The following is a 16,988-nucleotide window of genomic DNA, read 5'->3' on the forward strand; positions in this document are numbered from 1 at the left end:
ACTCGCCCAGGCGACAGGCCCGGACGGCACAACGCTCACCCTGCAGCGCGACCACTTCGGACGGCTGACGTCGGAAACGGTCGACGGCAGAAAGCGCCGGACTCAGTTCTCGCAGCTCGTCCGGCCCTTGTACCACCGGCACGCCAGCGCCGCGAAACCGCCGTCCGCGACCACCGGTACGGCGAGCGTGTCGCCGCCCCGGACCACGTGCGGTGTGCGAACGAGCCCCGACGGGCCGTCCGTGACCGTCTCCACCAGCCAGCGGCCGGCGCCCAGCCGCACGGGGACGTCCACGGTCTGCGCCGCGCCCGCGAACGTACCGCCGATGAACCACCGTCCGTCGGGCGCCTGCCGGGCGAGGACCGCCGATCGGCCCGGATCGCCGGTCAGCAGCCGGGTGCGCTCCCAGCGCGCGGGCAGTTGCTCCAGGTAGCGGCGGGCCTCGGGACGGGCGTCGTACGACTCGGGCGTCCCGGCGAGGTTCTGGATGCCGGACTCGTACAGCACAGTCAGGCCCAGCTCACCCGCGTCGGAGTTCACGTTGGGCCGGTACGGGCGGTGGAAGGCGCCCGGGGTGAAGTCCATGGAGCCGATGACGTTGCGGGTGAAGGGCAGGGCCGCGAGGTGCTCGGCGGTGTTCGTGCGCTTCTCCTCGCCGCCGACGCCCTCGAAGGTCAGCACGTGCGGCCAGGTCCGCTGCATGCCCTTGGGGATGGTCGAGCCGTGGAAGTTGACCATCAGGTGGTGGCGGGCGGTCGCCTCCAGGGCGTCGTCGTACCAGCGCATCCGCTCCTGGGACTCCGAGTCCATGAAGTCGATCTTGACGCCCTTCACACCCCAGCGCTCCAGCGTGGACAGCCACTTCTCCCGCTCGGCGGGGTCCGTGAGCAGCGTGTAGTGCAGCCACACCTGGATCTTGACGCCCTTGGCCGCCGCGTACCGCACCAGCTCGGGCATCCAGTTCTTCGTCTGCCAGTCGGGGTCGATGACCTCCCACTCGCCGGGCTTGTAGTACCAGCCCGCGTCCACGACCTCGTACGGCCAGCCGCGCTCGGCCGCGTAGTCGACGTACTTCTTCTGCGCCTCCGGGCTCTGCCCGGCCTCCTTGCCGCCCGCGAGCCAGGTCCACAGCGCCGGACCGGGCTTGATCCAGGAGGTGTCGCGGACGCGGGAGGGCGGGGCCAGGTCGTCGACGAAGGTGGACTCGGTGACGGTCGTCAGGTCGCCGGTGATGACCGCGCGCCAGGGGGTGGTGAGCGAGGAGCCGTCGGGTACCTGGACCGGTTCGTCGTTCCAGAGGCCGACCTTGTACGTCGGGGAGCCCTCCTCGTGCGTCAAGTGGGCTCCCGAGTAGGAGCCGTTGATGTCGGACTCGGCGATCAGGGCCTGTCCGCCGGGGGTGTTGAAGAGGGCCTGCATCGAGTACGGGCCCGTCGGCGGCTGAGTCGCCGAGGCGTACCGGACGAAGGGCAGCTCGTTGTCGGCGCGGTACTTGCCGATGACCGCGTCCGTGCCCGTGGGCAGCGTGAACGCGGACGCCTCGCGCAGGACGTCGCCCTCGTCGCGGGGGAGCACATAGCGGTAGGCGACGCCGTCGCGAGCCACCCGGGTCACCAGGTCGACACGGGCGCCGTCCGCCGTGCGGAACCGGAAGCGGGACTCGGTCATACGGACCGTGCGCCGCTCGGACTTGCCGGTCGTGCTGGTGTAACTCCCGGCCACCTTGCGGTCGCTGCGGCCGGTGAAGGTCAGCTCCTTGGTGAAGTCGGCCTGTTCGGTGACCAGGCCGACGGGCGAGGGCTCCAGGACCGTACGGCCCGCGCGTCTGACGGCGAGGGTGGGCCGGCCGTCGGTCGGGTCGAGCGCCACGACGGCGGTGGGGGAACCGGGTGGCCCCGACACCTCCCAGGACCGTGCCCGTGGCGTGGGGTCGGCGAGGGCGGGCGGCGCGGCCACCGCCGAGGCGAGGAGTGCGGAACAGAGCGTCAACACGATGGTGCGCGGCCTTAACAGGGCCGGTATGGCGGGCATGCGGCTCTCCCTGGGGCAGTCATCCGATGACTGTGAGAGTGGAGGCGTCATATGAGGCTGTCAAGGAGGCGTGCAGCCATATACATCGGATAACTACACGGTGTGACTCACTGCACTGTCTCAGATAGTAGGAAGGCCAAGTATTTGTGGAGACAGGCGCCCCGCCGTCACTTACTTTTGTAGAAGCCGAACGTCTCGCTCGACCAAGCGAAGGGCGCTCGTGAGCCGGAGCCCTAGGCAGGCAACCCCTGCGGCCCCGCTCCCCGCCCCATCCGGCGCCAGTCTCGTAACCCCTCTTTCCGTACTCCCGCACGTTCTAGAAGGAGTGGATCCCCCATGGCCGAGACGACCGCCCGCCGACGCGTCCGCCGCATCTCCCGTACGAGCGACTCCGACCGCAAGAACGCCGCCGCCGCGCTCCAGCGCGCCCTCGACCGCAGGGACAACGGCGGAGAGACCGGACACTGAAGTGATGCGGGGGCCCGCGGCCGGGCCCCTCTCACTTGCCGCGCCGCACCTCGAAGTGGTCGATGCGCTCACCCTTCTCCGAGAGCGCCGACACCTTCAGCCGGGCAGCCCCGGCGCCCGTACCGGTCTCCACCTCCACCGAGAGGAAGGAGAACCCGGTGTACCGCACCCGCGACCACTCCACGGTCTCGCTCTTCTCCTTCTGGGACTTCGTCCAGAGGAACGACTCGATGGACTCGCGGTCCCGGACGTGCCCCTCGTAGCTGTCCTTCACGCCCGCGGGGAAGCCGTAGAGGGTCTTGCCGCCGCCGCCCGCGGTGACGTACACGATCCCGTCCCGTGCCGGATCCGTCGACGCGCCGATCGGCACCGGCTTGCCGACCTCGCCGTTCTTGATGGCGTCGGTCCGCTCGTACACGTGGTTGTGCCCGTTGATCACCAGGTCGACCTGGTGCTGGGCGAACAGCGGCAGCCACTCGGCGCGCAGACCGCCGTCGGAGGCGTGCTTCGACGTCGAGTACGCGCAGTGGTGGAAGAAGACGACGACGAAGTCGACCGCGTCCGACGCCCGCAGGTCCTTCAGCGTCCGGTCCAGCCACTTGGTCTGCTTGCCGTCCGTGTAGCCGAAGTTGGCGGGGATCTCGTACGAGACGTCGTTGGCGTCCAGGGACACCACGCCGACGTTGCCGTACGTGAACGCGTACACGCCTGGCGCCTTGCGCGGGTCGAAACCGTTTTCGGGGAGTGAGAAGCGGGCCAGCTGTCCGCCGTATCCGTCCGGCGAGTACCAGGCCTCCATGTCGTGGTTGCCGACCGCCACCATCCACGGCACCGACTTCGCCACCGGCTCGGTCTGCTTGAGGAACGAGTCCCAGGCCGACGGGTTGAACAGGTCCGACTTCTCACCATGGCCGGTGTTGTCGGCGTAGCAGATGTCGCCCGCGTGCAGATGGAAGGCCGGCTCCTGGCCCAGCAGCACCTTGTCGTTGGCGATCGCCTCCGCGCTGACGCCCTGGTCGCCGAAGGCGGTGAAGACGAACTTCTCCGGGCTCGCGGGCGCCGTACGGAAGGAGGTGATCGTCGACCGGTTACCGGGCGAGGCCGGGTCGAAGCCGTCGTGACCGACGCCGTAGTAGTACGTCGTGCCGGGCCGCAGACCGTCCAGGGCCGCGTGCACGTAGTACTGCTCGTACGCCGGACGGCCCCCCAGTGCCGGGGTGACCAGGTCGCGGACCTCGGCCTCGATCTTCCGGCTCAGGTCGTCGGGCTTCAGTCCCACCCGGACGTACGGCTTCTTCACCGCGAGCGGCACCTGCCAGGAGACGCGCATCTGCGTCTTCGGGTCGGCACCGAAGGCGAGGTGGCGGCCGAAGGGCGCGACGACGGAACCGTGCACCCGCTCCGTGGCCGTCGCCGGCGCCGACGGGCGGTCCGACGTCGCCGTGCCCGACTCCGAACAGCCGGTCAGCAGCCCGCCGGCCACCGCGCCCGCGGTCGCGAGCGTGCGGCGCCGGGTCAGTCTCGTGCGCAGGTACTCGTGCTGTTCCGCCATGCTCATCCGGCGCGCGAGCCGCTCGGGAATGCCGAAGTCCGGTGTCTCCATGCCGTGCAACTTCCCAGCGACACCCAACTACGGGCAAACGCAGGGGTGAACGCCAGTCAACGGATTGGCGCCGGGTGACACGATGAGGTCCATATCGCGGACAGCCCGTGTCATCCCATGGGACAAGGAGTACGGTGCGGTCATGTCTCGCAGCATCAATCTCGCAGTGATTCCCGGTGACGGCATCGGCCAGGAAGTCGTGGCCCAGGGTCTGAAGGTCCTCTCCGCCGTCCTTCCGCAGGATGTGAAGCTGGAGACCAAGGAGTACGACTTCGGCGCCCGGCGCTACCACGCCACCGGTGAGACCCTCACCGACGCCGACATCGACGCCCTGAAGCAGCACGACGCGATCCTGCTCGGTGCGATCGGCGACCCGTCCGTGCCGTCCGGCGTCCTGGAGCGCGGCTTCCTGCTCAAGCTCCGCTTCGCCTTCGACCACCACGTCAACCTGCGGCCGAGCAAGCTGCTCCCCGGCGTCGCCACCCCGCTCGCCGGCCAGCCCGAGATCGACTTCATCGTCATCCGCGAGGGCACCGAGGGCCCGTACACCGGCAACGGCGGCACCATCCGCAAGGGCACCGAGCACGAGGTCGCCACCGAGGTCTCCGTCAACACGGCCTTCGGTGTCGAGCGCGTCGTCCGGGACGCCTTCGCCCGCGCCCAGGCCCGCCCGCGCAAGAAGCTCGCGCTGATCCACAAGAACAACGTGCTGGCCTTCGCGGGGCACCTGTGGACGAACATCTTCAACAAGGTGGCCGAGGAGTACCCCGACGTCACCACCGAGTACATGCACGTCGACGCGGCGACGATCTACCTGGTCACCCAGCCCGAGCGCTTCGACGTGATCGTCACCGACAACCTCTTCGGCGACATCATCACCGACCTGGCCGCGGCCGTCGCCGGCGGTATCGGCGTGGCCGCCTCCGGCAACATCAACCCGAGCGGCGAGTTCCCGTCCATGTTCGAGCCCGTCCACGGCTCGGCCCCGGACATCGCGGGCCAGGGCAAGGCCGACCCGTCGGCCACCGTCCTGTCCGTCGCCCTCCTGCTGCGTCACCTCGGCTACGAGGCGGAGGCCGAGCGCATCGACGAGGCCGTCTCCGCCGACCTCGCGGAGCGCGTCGGCAAGCCCGCCCGCTCCACGGACGAGATCGGCGACGCGCTCGCCGTACGAGTAGCCGGCTGACCCGCCGCGCCACTCACGCTTCTTGAGTAAGCCGCCGGGTCGCACCCACCGCACCCGGCGGCTTTCCTGTGCCCTCGCCGGGTGTCACCATCAATCTCCCTGGGCAAACCCAAGGGCCCGCATTCTCGCCATTCCTTCCACGGCCGCCCGCTTGCGATAATCGAACGCGGAGCCGCCCGACGGGGGAATGCTCGGACGTCCTAGCACTGGTCCTCCAGAGCTGTACCGAGCGCGGCCCGTCACACACATACCGGTGAAGGACAACGACTCATGACGACGCCCACGATCGAGCTCAAGCCCTCGGCCAACCCGCTCTCCGACGCGGAGCGCGAGGCGATTCTGGCCAGCCCCGGCTTCGGCCGCCACTTCACCGACCACATGGTGACGATCAAGTGGACCGAGGGCCGTGGCTGGCACGACGGCCAGCTCGTCCCGTACGCGCCGATCCCGCTCGACCCGGCCACGATGGTCCTGCACTACGCGCAGGAGATCTTCGAGGGACTCAAGGCCTACCGGCAGCCCGACGGCTCCGTCGCCACCTTCCGCCCCGAGATGAACGCCCGGCGGTTCCAGCGCTCCTCCCACCGCCTCGGCATGCCCGAACTTCCGGAAGAGACGTTCATCGAGGCTTGCGACGCCCTGGTCCAGCAGGACAAGGCGTGGGTCCCCGCGCACGGCGGCGAGGAGTCCCTCTACCTGCGCCCGTTCATGATCGCCACCGAGGTCGGTCTCGGCGTGAAGCCCGCCAACGAGTACCTCTTCCTCGTGATCGCCTCCCCGGCGGGCGCGTACTTCCCGGGCGGCGTCAAGCCGGTCTCCATCTGGCTCTCCGAGGACCGCGTCCGCGCCGTCCCCGGCGGCATGGGCGACGCCAAGACCGGCGGCAACTACGCGGCCTCCCTGCTCGCCCAGGCCGAGGCCGCCGCCAAGGGCTGCGACCAGGTCTGCTACCTCGACGCGGTCGAGCACAAGTGGATCGAGGAGCTCGGGGGCATGAACCTGTACTTCGTGTACGGGGACCGGATCGTCACGCCCACGCTGACGGGCTCGATCCTGGAGGGCGTCACCCGCGACTCGCTCCTCACCGTCGCCCGCGATCTCGGCTACACCGCCGAGGAGGGCCGCGTCTCCATCGACCAGTGGCAGCGCGACGCCGAGAACGGCACGCTCACGGAGGTCTTCGCCTGCGGCACCGCCGCCGTCATCACCCCCGTCGGCACCGTCAAGCGCACGGGCGCCGAGTGGCAGCAGTCGGGCGGCGAGCCCGGCGAGGTCACCGTCCGGCTCCGCGAGACGCTCCTCGACATCCAGCGAGGCAAGGCCGAGGACGCCCATGGCTGGATGCACCGGCTGGGCTGAAGGCTCGGTAGCCCCCACCGGTGAGTGGGTGGCTGAGTCGGGTGCGGGTGCGGGTGCGGGTGGGCGGGGGCTGGTCGCGCAGTTTCCCCGCCCCGCACGTATTCAGCCCCTTGGGGGCACCTCCCGGCGGTAGCTGGGGGAGTTCGAGGAGCGGGGTCCGGGGCGGAGCCCCGATGGGGGCCCCCGCTCGAGCGGAGCCGAGAGTGGGGGAGGGACGGGTAGGGGCGGCGGGGGCGAAAACACCCCCCGGGGTCACTCGCGGACACGTGATCAGGCGCCCGGGTTGTACGTAAACGAGGGTATTGACCCGGGGCCGAGCGATGCCCTTGTATCCCGGTGAGCCCTCGGCGCAGGGCCGGGGGAGAAGACAAGGTTTCGGGGGGAACCATGTCCGTCACCGCACGTGCCGCGTTACGCCACTCTCGGCGCGTTTCCACGCGCGTCGGCTTAGGAACGGCGCTGCTGCTCGCGGTCACCGCAGCCGCCGTACCGAGCGCAGTCGCAGCGCCGCACTCACCGCACGCCCCACATCTGGTGCCCGGCGACACCAACGGGGAGTTCGACGTGTTCGTCTTCTCGGGCCCGCTTCGCAAGAACCCGGCCCCGATGCCGTCCGCCACCGAACGGATCAGTCTGACGGGGAGCGGGCAGCAGTGGCCCGGGGCGTCGTACGACCCGGTGATGGGAGAGGGCAAAGTCGTCTCCTTCACCTCGCAGGGGATCGCCGACCCGGCCGACACCAACGTGCTCGTGAACGCGGCCGGCGGCATCTCCCAGGTCAACTCCTCCGCCCAAGGCCCCGCACACGACGGCACGCCCTGCTCCAGCGGACGCCTGGTCAGCTATGTGGCCCCGCTCACATCCGACGGCGGCCCGGGGGTTCACGTCCGCAACCGCCCGGTCGGCAAGCTGACCAGCCTGGGCTCCTACCAGGGTGTCCGCTTCACCTGGATGGGACAGCCCAGAATGGACCCGGCCTGCCAGTGGACCACCTACGCCGCCACCCTGCCCGCCACCGACGCCGACCCGCGCCCGCGGCCGCGCGTCTACCGCGTACGGTTCCGGGACGACCGCACCGAAGTCGTCAGCCCGCCCACGGGCGAGGCGGCGGGCAACCCGGTGGTCAACCACGGTGGCCGGTACATCGCCTTCGAGCAGGGCGGCGACATCTACGTCCGTGACCTGGACACCGGCACCCTGGAGAAGGCCGGCAGCGACGCCTCGGCCCCCTCGATCAGCGCGGACGGACGCAAGGTCGCTTTCCAGCAGGGGCGGAATGCCTACGTCCGCGACCTCGACACCGGGGCCACGACCTGGGTCAGGGGCGCGGAGCCCTCGCTCTCCGGGAACGGCACGCATCTCGCGTACACGTCGCGCGGCGCCGTTTACCTGCGAGAACTCGCCACCGGGAAGCGGCAACTGGTCAGCGTCGACCGCTGGGGCGGCCGCAACGACCTTCCGGCCCGGCACCCCTCCGTCAACAAGGACGGCACCGTCGTCGCCTTCGAGTCGGCGTCACCCGATCTGGTGGAAGGAGACACCAACGGGGTGTCGGACGTCTTCCTGCGGACAGTGCAATGAGAACGACCAACCACGGGGGAACAACCATGCACAGCAAGAAGTACCGCGCCGCCCTGACGGCCGCCGTCGTCGCGGTCACCGCCGCGGCGGCGCTCACCGGACCCGCGGCGAGCGCCGCACCCGGGGCACCGCACACCGAACCCGTCAGCGTCACGCCCGAGGGCAAGGCGGGCGACCATCCGTCGGGCCCGGCTGTGATCAGCCGCGACGGCCACTACCTCGCCTTCACCTCGGAAGCCACGGACCTGCTGCCCGGAGCCTCGAACGGCGGCATGTTCGTGCGCGACCTGCGCACCGGAAGGACCCGCTGGGCCGGATACGGGGAGGGGGTGTCGGTCAGCGGGGACGTGGTGTCGATCAGCGACGACGGGCGCCGCCTCGCCTTCGTCTCGGCCGGCGACGTATGGCTGCGCGACCTGCGCACGGGCCGGAACACGGCGTTCGGCATCCAGGTCCCCGAGGGGTTCACCGGCCTGCCCCGAGCGGTCTCCGTCAGCCCGAACGGCCGCTACGCGGTCTTCACGCTCCAGGAGACCGACGAGGGCAACGTGGTCTTCCTGTACGACCGGAAGACGGGCACTACGGAGCGCATCAGCCACCCCCGGCCGACCTGGGAGCCGCGCAACGCCTACCAGCCGACCGTCAGTGACGACGGGCTCCGCGTCGTCTACCAGTACAACTACGCGAACGGCCCGCGCGGCGACGACTGGGGCGACGTCTGGCTGTACGACCGCGCCACGGGCGCCCGGACCCAGATCGACCGCTCCTACGACGGCTCGAAGACCGAGAAGGAGTCGCTGAACCCGTCCATCAGCGGCGACGGACGGACGGTCGTCTTCGAGTCCCGGGACACCCACCTGGTGCCCGACGACACCGACAAGAGCGGGAACGTGTTCGTGCACACCATCGCCACCGGCGCCAACCAGCGCATCCACGGCACCCAGGGCGGCCCCGGCGAGGCCTCCACCCGCAACGCCGCCGTGAGCGCGGACGGCCGGTACGTCACCTTCAAGTCGGAGGTGAAGGAGCCCGGCAGCCAGTACGGCTGGGAGTACCCGGTCTATGTGCGGGACCTGAAGACGGGCACCACCACCCTGGTCACCCCCGACACCGCCGGCGGCACGGCCACGGCCGACGTCGTCCCGGGCCAGATCGCCGACGGCGCCCGCCGCATCGTCTTCCAGTCCAGCGACCCCACCCTGATCCCGGCCGGCGACACCAACGACGGCGCCGACGTGTTCGTACGCCACCTGCGATGATCAGCGCGGTGTTCGCATCCTGAGACGGAGGGTGAGCACGGGGGCAGGTTGTGCCAGACTGCCTCCGTGCTCTCGTTCGCCATGATTATTGGCAGCAGGCGCGCCGGTCCGCAGTGACCGCCACGTACACATCACGTACGGGCGGACACCGTCGTCCTCGACCCGCGCGCAGACCTCTCGCACCCGCGAGAGGTTTTTCGTTTTCCTGGCCCACCATCAGCCGGGAAGGGAGCGCGAGGGATCCTTGGGGGACGGCGGAGCCGGTCATTCCGGTAGACCGAGATCCAATACAGGAGCCGAAACCATGACCGAAACCAGTGAGCTCGACGATTCCTTCCACGTCTTCGACACCACCCTGCGCGACGGCGCGCAGCGTGAGGGCATCAACCTCACCGTCGCGGACAAGCTGGCCATCGCACGGCACCTGGACGAGTTCGGCGTGGGCTTCATCGAGGGGGGCTGGCCCGGCGCCAACCCGCGCGACACCGAGTTCTTCGCCCGCGCCCAGCAGGAGATCGACTTCCAGCACGCACAGCTGGTCGCCTTCGGCGCGACCCGCCGGGCGGGCGGCAGGGCGAGCGAGGACCCGCAGGTCAAGGCGCTGCTGGACTCCGGCGCTACCGTCATCACCCTGGTCGCCAAGTCACACGACCGGCACGTGGAACTCGCCCTGCGCACGACGCTGGACGAGAACCTGGAGATGATCCGCGACACGGTGTCGTTCCTGCGGGATCAGGGACGCCGCGTCTTCGTCGACTGCGAGCACTTCTTCGACGGCTACCGCGCGAACCCCGAGTACGCGAAGGCGGTCGTCCGCGCGGCCTCCGAGGCCGGCGCCGACGTGGTCGTCCTGTGCGACACCAACGGCGGCATGCTCCCCGCCCAGGTACAGGCCGTTGTCGCCACCGTCCTCGCCGACACCGGCGCCCGCCTCGGCATGCACGCCCAGGACGACACGGGCTGCGCGGTCGCGAACACCCTGGCCGCGGTGGACGCGGGCGCCACCCACGTGCAGTGCACGGCGAACGGCTACGGCGAGCGCGTCGGCAACTCCAACCTCTTCCCGGTCGTCGCCGCCCTGGAGCTGAAGTACGGCAAGAAGGTCCTCCCCGAGGGCAAATTGCGCGAGATGACGCGGATCTCGCACGCGATCGCCGAGGTCGTCAACCTCACGCCCTCCACGCACCAGCCGTACGTGGGCGTCTCGGCCTTCGCGCACAAGGCCGGCCTGCACGCCTCCGCCATCAAGGTCGACCCGGACCTTTACCAGCACATCGACCCCGAGCTCGTCGGCAACACCATGCGCATGCTGGTCTCCGACATGGCCGGCCGCGCTTCCATCGAGCTCAAGGGCAAGGAACTCGGCGTCGACCTCGGCGGCGACCGCGAGCTGGTCGGCCGCGTCGTGGAGCGGGTCAAGGAGCGCGAGCTCAAGGGCTACACGTACGAGGCGGCGGACGCGTCCTTCGAGCTGCTGCTCCGCGAGGAGGTGGCGGGCAGGCCCCTGCGCTACTTCCGCACCGAGTCCTGGCGCGCCATCGTCGAGGACCGCCCCGACGGCAGTCACGCCAACGAGGCCACCGTCAAGCTGTGGGCCAAGAGCGAGCGCATCGTCGCCACCGCCGAGGGCAACGGCCCGGTGAACGCCCTCGACCGCACGCTGAGGGTCGCCCTGGAGAAGATCTACCCGCAGCTCGCGAAGTTCGAGCTGGTCGACTACAAGGTGCGCATCCTGGAGGGCAAGCACGGTACGAACTCCACCACCCGCGTGCTCATCTCCACGTCCGACGGCGCGGGCGAGTGGTCCACCGTGGGCGTCGCCGACAACGTGATCGCCGCGTCCTGGCAGGCCCTGGAGGACGCGTACACGTACGGCCTGCTGCGCGCCGGGGTGGAACCGGCGGAGTGAGCACGGAGTTGACCACCGGCTGACAGCCGGGCTGCCCGAGGCGCCCGGCTGACGGACGACCACCGGCTGACAGGCGGGCTCCCCGGGACGGCCACACGGTCCCGGGGAGCACGCCCAGCGTCAGAAACCTCCGCCGAAGTCTCCGCCGCCTCCAAAGTCGCCCCCGCCGAAGTCCCCTCCGCCGAAGCCGCCGGAGAAGTCGTCGGGGTTGAAGTCCGCGCCCGAGACGTCCCCGCCGTCGAAGCCGCCGCCGCCGAAGTCGCCGTAACCGGCGCCGTACACCGCGCCGTACGACGGGGCGGCCATCACGTGGCCGAGCAGCGTGCCGATCAGCAGGCCCGGCAGGATGCCGCCGCCGAAGTAGCCGCCCGCCCAGGGACCGTAGGCCGGGCCGGCGTCCCAGTACGGGCGGCGGCCGGAGGCCGTGTCCACCTCGCGGACCATCGGGTCCAGGCCGTCGGCCAGCCGGGCCTGGTCGGCCGCGCAGACCGGAACCTCCCGCGCGGTGCCGCCGTCGGGGGTCCAGGTCGCGTCGGCCACCGACGGGCCGTGCCGCGGGTCGAAGAAGCAGGGCGCGCGGCGGTCGGGCAGCGGGCGGCGCTCACGGCGCGCGGCCAGCAGGGCGAGCGAGAACCGGCCGTCCTCGAGGGCCTGGGTGACCCCCCGCACCTCCTCGGGCCGCTGGGCCGCGGCCATGAACGACTTCGCCCGCTCGTACGCGTCCAGCGCCCGCTCGTAGTCCGCCCGCATGGCGTCGTCCGCGCCCGCCTCCGCAGGGTGGAAGTCGAGGCGGTCGAGTTCCTCACCGAAGGCGGTGATGTCCTCGTCGACCACGACACGCAGCTTCTCCAGCGCCGCACGCCGCTCCTCCTCCTTGCGGCGACGGCTCCGGCGGACCACGGCGTACGCGCTCGCGGCGCCCGCCGCGATGACCGCGCCGACAGCGGCCAGGGTGCCCGCGTTCACGCCCGGGTCACCGCCGCCCCCGCTCCAACTGGACGGCGCCGAACCGCCGACGCCGCCGCGCAGCGCGTCGTCGACGAAGTCGTTGAGCTGGGCCTTGGCGTCACCCGCGCCCTGGACGGTGGTGACGAGGTTGCCCACCGCCTGCCGGCTCAGCACGCTGCTGTCGGCCCGCGCGTCGAAGCGGTCGCCGAGACGGACGCCGTACAGACCGGTGATGCCCGTTTCCGTGCGGAGCTTGGCGAAGAGGTTCTGGGTCGGGAAGCCCGCCGGAAGGACCGCCACGAAGATCGGCTTGTCCGCGTCCCTGATCTTGTCGGCCAGCGCTTGGGCGTCCGAGCCGGACAGCTGGTCGGTGGCCGCCGGATCGACGTACACGGGACCCTTGCGCAGGGACTTGGCGATCTCGGACACGTCGGTGGCCGCGTACGCGGTGGACGTACCGACCGAGAGCACCGCCAGCACCGCCAGCACCGCGACGAGCGGAGCGACCAGCAGGCGCAGAAGACCGCGAACGAGTGCAGCGTTCATAGTGTCGACGCTACATCCCACAGGTCAAAAGGGACGATACGGCTGCTGAAGTCCCGATGGCGCATACCGTCACGCCGCCCGGTACGCGTCCGCCAGCCTGGCCAGCGCCGCCCCGTACCGGCCGGTCGTCAGCAGGCGGTCGGCCTCGGCGAAGGGTTTCGCGGCCGCCGGCGTGACACCGCCGCCCGCGATGATCCTCGCCTGTGTGATCAGCCGGGCCCGGGTCACGACCGCTCGGCCGGTGTCATGGGACCTCGTACGCTCCGCCGCCCGGGCCACGAGCGCGAGGGTCCGCAGCGAGCCGCCCTCGGAGCCCGCCCTGGTGAGAGTCGTCAGGCCCCAGCCGTACGGGAACTGCGGGTCGTACGCCGTGTCGCCGACGTTGATCGGCAACTGTGCCTGGGACCTCGGCCAGGTGAGCGGCAGCTGCCCGGTGAACGGGCGCCTGCCGTACAGCACGTCCGCCACGCCGTCGCCCTCCGAGCCGGGCAGCCAGGAGGCGACGAGGGCGTCGATGTCGCCGAGCCGGTCGCCGATGAGCTGGGGACGTCCGGAGACGATCAGCACCGCGCACCTCATGGCACCGCACACCCTGTCCACGGCGGCCCTGTCGGCGGCGCTCAGCTCCAGGTCGTGCCCGTTGCCGACGTCGCCCGCGCCCTCGGTGTACGGGGTCTCGCCCACGACCACCACACCGACGTCATGACCGGCGGTGGGCGCCGACGCGTCCTTCGAGTACGTGACGTCACCCCCGGCGTTCCGCATCCCCTCCAGGATCGTCGTGCCCTTGGTGATGTCGCCGGAGGAGCCCTGCCAGGTGAGGGTCCAGCCGCCGGTCTGGTTGCCGAGGTCGTCGGCGTTGGACCCGGCCACGTACACCTTCTGGGACGTCCTCAGCGGCAGCACGCCGACCGAGTTCTTCAGCAGGACCTGGGACTTGGCGGCGGCCTCGCGCGCCACGGCCTGGTGCGCGGGCGAACCGATGCTCTTGATCCCGCCACGGTCGGCGTACGGCTTCTCGAAGAGCCCGAGCCGGAACTTCTGCGTGAGGATGCGGGACACCGCGTCGTCGATCCGCCGCTCGCTGATCCGCCCGGCCTCCACCTCGGCGACCAGCGTCCGGTGGAAGTCCTGGTACGCGTACGGAACCATGATCATGTCGAGGCCCGCGTTGACCGACGTACGGACGTCGCTCGCGTAGTCGCCGGGGATCTGGTCGATGGCCTGCCAGTCGCTGACGACGAAGCCGTCGAAGCCCATGCGGTCCTTGAGCACGCCGTTGATCATGTCGGCACGGGCGTGCATCTTCACCGCGCCCCTGCCGTCGCCGACGATGTCGAGCGACGAGAACGACGGCATGACCGATCCCACCCCCCGGTCCACGGCGTCCCGGTACGGCGCGAGGTGCACCGCCTCCAGCTGCCGCCGCGTGACCGTGGTGACGCCCTGGTCGACGGTGTAGGTCCCGGTGGTGGACGAGCCGTACGCGGTGCCGCCGTCGCCGACGAAGTGCTTGGCGGTGGCGAGGACACGGTCGCCGCGGTCCAGGTCCCGCCCGTCGCGGGCGCCCTGGAGCCCCTGCACGACCGTCTCCATGGACTCGACGAGCGCGGGGTCCTCGCCGAACGACTCGTACGTCCGCCCCCACCGCTCGTCCCGCGTCACGCACAGACAGGGCGCGAAGTCCCAGGGGACGCCGGTGGCCCGGGTCTCGGCGGCGGTCACCCTGCCCGTGTCGTGGGCGAGCCGGGGATCGCGGGAGGCGCCGATGCCGATGTTGTGCGGGGTGATCGTGGCACCGGCCAGGTTGTTGTGGCCGTGCACCGCGTCCACACCGTAGACGAGCGGGATCTGCAGCCTGGTCGCCCGGGTGCGGAGCTGGAAGCCGTCGATCATGTCCGCCCAGCCCTCGGGCGTGTTGGGCGCCGGGGTCGAGCCGCCGCCGGAGACCAGCGAGCCGAGGTCGTAGGCCGTGATGTCGTCCGGCGAGGCGAGGGCACCCCGCTCGGCCTGCGTCATCTGGCCGGCCTTCTCGGCCGGCGACATACGGGACACCAGATCGGCGACCCGCTTCCGCACCGGCAGCTTCGGATCCAGATACGGGAGCCCGTGGGCGTCGATCACGACCCGGGGGTCCTCAGCGGGAGCCGCCGCGCCGGTGACGGTGAGCTTCAGGGGGATGGTCTCGGCGGTCTCGGGGGACGCGTCGCGCAGCGTTCGTACGACGATGCCGCGGGTCGTACCGGAGGGGGTGCCGGGCGGGAAGGTGACGGTGCCCTCGACCGGCGCGTGGTCGCTCGCGGAGGCGGTGCCGCCGCCCGTGGTCGCGTACGTGACGGTGACGGGCTCGGCGACCGTACCGGTGACGGAGACCCGGATCGTCGCCGTGCCGCCCTCCTGCACGGAGTGCACGGGAGCGTCGGTGACCACGCGGGCGGGATCGGCGGCGCGGGCGGTGGAGCCGGGGCCGAGGGGGAGGAGACCGGTCAGGAGGGTGGCCGCGGTGAGGAGAGCTCTCCTTCGGACGGTCGTTAGGGCCCTTGGGGGGCCGAGCAGCGGGGAGCGTGAGGCCCGCGTGGTGCTTGCCGGTGAGGCCCGCATCGGTTTTCCCTTCGCCGCAAACTCCAGGACCGCCTGATCAACTGGCGGAGGGGCTGGAGGTGGCGGGTTGGGGGCGGGTTTGCGGCTACGAGAGCCCCAGAGGACAGAAACTGACCTATATCCCGCCTACCGTGCTCGCATGACCACCCTCCAGGACACCGAGGTCCGGGCATTCGACGACGCGGACCAGCTCGACGCCTGGCTGGCCGCGCATCCCGCCCCGCACCCCGGCCTCTGGGTGAAGGTGGCGAAGAAGGGGGCGGGGTTGCGTTCGGTGAGCGCTCGGGACGTCAACGACGTGGCGCTGTGCCACGGCTGGATCACGGGCAACCGCAGTCGGCTCGACGCGTCGTACTTCCTGCAGCGGATCACCCCGCGCAGGCCCCGCAGCGACTGGTCCCTGGTGAACGTGCGCAGGGTCGAGGAGCTCACCGCCGCCGGGCGGATGCGGCCCGGCGGCCTCGCCGAGGTGAGCGCCGCCCGGGCGGACGGGCGCTGGTCCGCGGCCTACGAGTCGCAGCGCGACGCCACCGTGCCGGAGGATCTCGCCCGGGCCCTGGAACGGAACCCTCGCGCCCGGCAGGCCTTCGAGCGGCTCGGCAGGACGGATCGGTACCTCGTCATGCTGGGCCTGCTGAAGGCCCGTACGCCCGAACTCCGGGCCACCCGGCTCGCGGCGGCGGTCGCCGGGCTGGGCGAGGTTCGGCGTCCGGGCCCCCGGTGAGACGCCCTTTCAGCTCGCGTTCCTGATCGCGGAGATGTCGAAGACCAGCTTGATCCTGTCGGAGACCAGGACGCCGCCGGTCTCCAGGGCCGCGTTCCAGGTGAGGCCCCACTCGGAGCGGAGGATCTCGGCCTTGCCCTCGAAGCCGACGCGCTCGTTGCCGAAGGGGTCCTTGGCGGCGCCGTTGAACTCCAGGTCGATCGTCAGGGGCCTGGTGGTGCCGAGGATGGTGAGGTCACCGGTGATGCGGTAGTCGTCACCGCCGAGGGCCTCCGCCGTGGTGGAGCGGAACGTCATCGTGGGGAACTCCTCCGTCTTGAAGAAGTCCGCGCTCTTGAGGTGACCGTCGCGGTCGGCGGAGCCCGTGTCGATGCTGTCCATCTTGACGTCGATCGAGGCGGTGGACCGCGCCGGGTCCGTGCCGTCCAGGTGCAGCGCCCCGGAGAAGTCGAGGAATCCGCCCTTGACGTTGGTGACCATGGCGTGGCGGGCCACGAAGCCGATCGTCGAGTGGGCCGGGTCGAGGGTGTATTCGCCGGTCAGTGCCGTGAGGGCCGGGTTCACGGGCGCGGTGGGCGCGGTGGCGGTGGTGGTGCCGGTCGTGGTCTCGGTGGTGCTGTTCTTGCGGCCGAAGATGCTCATGACGTGCTCCCTGCTCCTGGTTTGTTGAATGTTTAACGACCTCAACGGCGCCCACCGTAGACCTATTCCCGTTCAACTTTCAACTTCCTGGAGGGGCTCTTTCGTGGACGCAGATTGGACCACTGGCCGGA

12 protein-coding genes are annotated in these 16,988 nt (G+C 70.7%); 7 read left to right on the top strand and 5 right to left on the bottom strand.

Going from position 1 to position 16,988, the window contains the following annotated elements; all coding sequences use genetic code 11:
- Nucleotides 1-102: 102 nt before the first annotated feature.
- A complete protein-coding gene (locus tag AB0959_RS50955; protein WP_366833842.1) occupies nucleotides 103-2,031 on the bottom strand; it encodes a glycoside hydrolase family 97 catalytic domain-containing protein in 1,929 nt (642 codons plus the stop codon).
- A gap of 336 nt (nucleotides 2,032-2,367) precedes the next feature.
- Between AB0959_RS50955 and AB0959_RS50960 the strand changes: the two genes are divergently transcribed.
- Complete coding sequence (locus AB0959_RS50960; protein ID WP_366833843.1) at nucleotides 2,368-2,499, top strand: hypothetical protein; 132 nt, start codon at nucleotides 2,368-2,370, stop codon at nucleotides 2,497-2,499.
- A gap of 31 nt (nucleotides 2,500-2,530) precedes the next feature.
- On the opposite strand, the gene AB0959_RS50965 is transcribed toward AB0959_RS50960, so the two are convergent.
- A complete protein-coding gene (locus tag AB0959_RS50965; RefSeq protein ID WP_366833844.1) occupies nucleotides 2,531-4,102 on the bottom strand; it encodes a metallophosphoesterase family protein in 1,572 nt (523 codons plus the stop codon).
- Nucleotides 4,103-4,244: 142 nt separating this feature from the next.
- On the opposite strand from AB0959_RS50965, the gene AB0959_RS50970 reads away from it, so the two are divergent.
- From AB0959_RS50970 to cimA, 5 genes are all read left to right on the top strand, one after another.
- Entirely contained in the window at nucleotides 4,245-5,288 is a 1,044-nt protein-coding gene (locus tag AB0959_RS50970; protein WP_366833845.1) for a 3-isopropylmalate dehydrogenase, read from the top strand.
- A 270-nt stretch (nucleotides 5,289-5,558) separates the two neighbouring features.
- Nucleotides 5,559-6,647 carry a branched-chain amino acid aminotransferase gene (locus tag AB0959_RS50975; protein ID WP_366833846.1) on the top strand — a complete coding sequence of 363 codons (1,089 nt, stop codon included), beginning with the start codon at nucleotides 5,559-5,561 and terminating at the stop codon, nucleotides 6,645-6,647.
- Nucleotides 6,648-7,034: 387 nt separating this feature from the next.
- A complete protein-coding gene (locus tag AB0959_RS50980) occupies nucleotides 7,035-8,228 on the top strand; it encodes a hypothetical protein (RefSeq protein WP_366833847.1) in 1,194 nt (397 codons plus the stop codon).
- A gap of 26 nt (nucleotides 8,229-8,254) precedes the next feature.
- Complete coding sequence (locus AB0959_RS50985; RefSeq protein ID WP_366833848.1) at nucleotides 8,255-9,487, top strand: hypothetical protein; 1,233 nt, start codon at nucleotides 8,255-8,257, stop codon at nucleotides 9,485-9,487.
- A 304-nt stretch (nucleotides 9,488-9,791) separates the two neighbouring features.
- Entirely contained in the window at nucleotides 9,792-11,396 is a 1,605-nt protein-coding gene (gene cimA / locus AB0959_RS50990; RefSeq protein ID WP_366833849.1) for a citramalate synthase, read from the top strand.
- Nucleotides 11,397-11,516: 120 nt separating this feature from the next.
- On the opposite strand, the gene AB0959_RS50995 is transcribed toward cimA, so the two are convergent.
- Nucleotides 11,517-12,890 (bottom strand): hypothetical protein, encoded by a 1,374-nt coding sequence (locus tag AB0959_RS50995; RefSeq protein WP_366833850.1) that lies wholly within the window; start codon nucleotides 12,888-12,890, stop codon nucleotides 11,517-11,519.
- A 69-nt stretch (nucleotides 12,891-12,959) separates the two neighbouring features.
- On the bottom strand, nucleotides 12,960-15,491 hold the full coding sequence (locus tag AB0959_RS51000) for a glycoside hydrolase family 3 N-terminal domain-containing protein (RefSeq protein WP_366833851.1): 2,532 nt from the start codon (nucleotides 15,489-15,491) through the stop codon (nucleotides 12,960-12,962).
- Between the two features lie 139 nt (nucleotides 15,492-15,630).
- On the opposite strand from AB0959_RS51000, the gene AB0959_RS51005 reads away from it, so the two are divergent.
- On the top strand, nucleotides 15,631-16,215 hold the full coding sequence (locus AB0959_RS51005) for a YdeI/OmpD-associated family protein (protein ID WP_366833852.1): 585 nt from the start codon (nucleotides 15,631-15,633) through the stop codon (nucleotides 16,213-16,215).
- Between the two features lie 9 nt (nucleotides 16,216-16,224).
- Here AB0959_RS51005 and AB0959_RS51010 read toward each other — a convergent pair whose 3' ends face one another.
- Nucleotides 16,225-16,857, bottom strand: a complete 633-nt coding sequence (locus AB0959_RS51010; RefSeq protein ID WP_366833853.1) for a YceI family protein — start codon at nucleotides 16,855-16,857, stop codon at nucleotides 16,225-16,227.
- Nucleotides 16,858-16,988 lie beyond the last annotated feature (131 nt).

Source organism: Streptomyces sp. NPDC046862 (genome assembly GCF_040704615.1).
Lineage (GTDB): Bacteria > Actinomycetota > Actinomycetes > Streptomycetales > Streptomycetaceae > Streptomyces.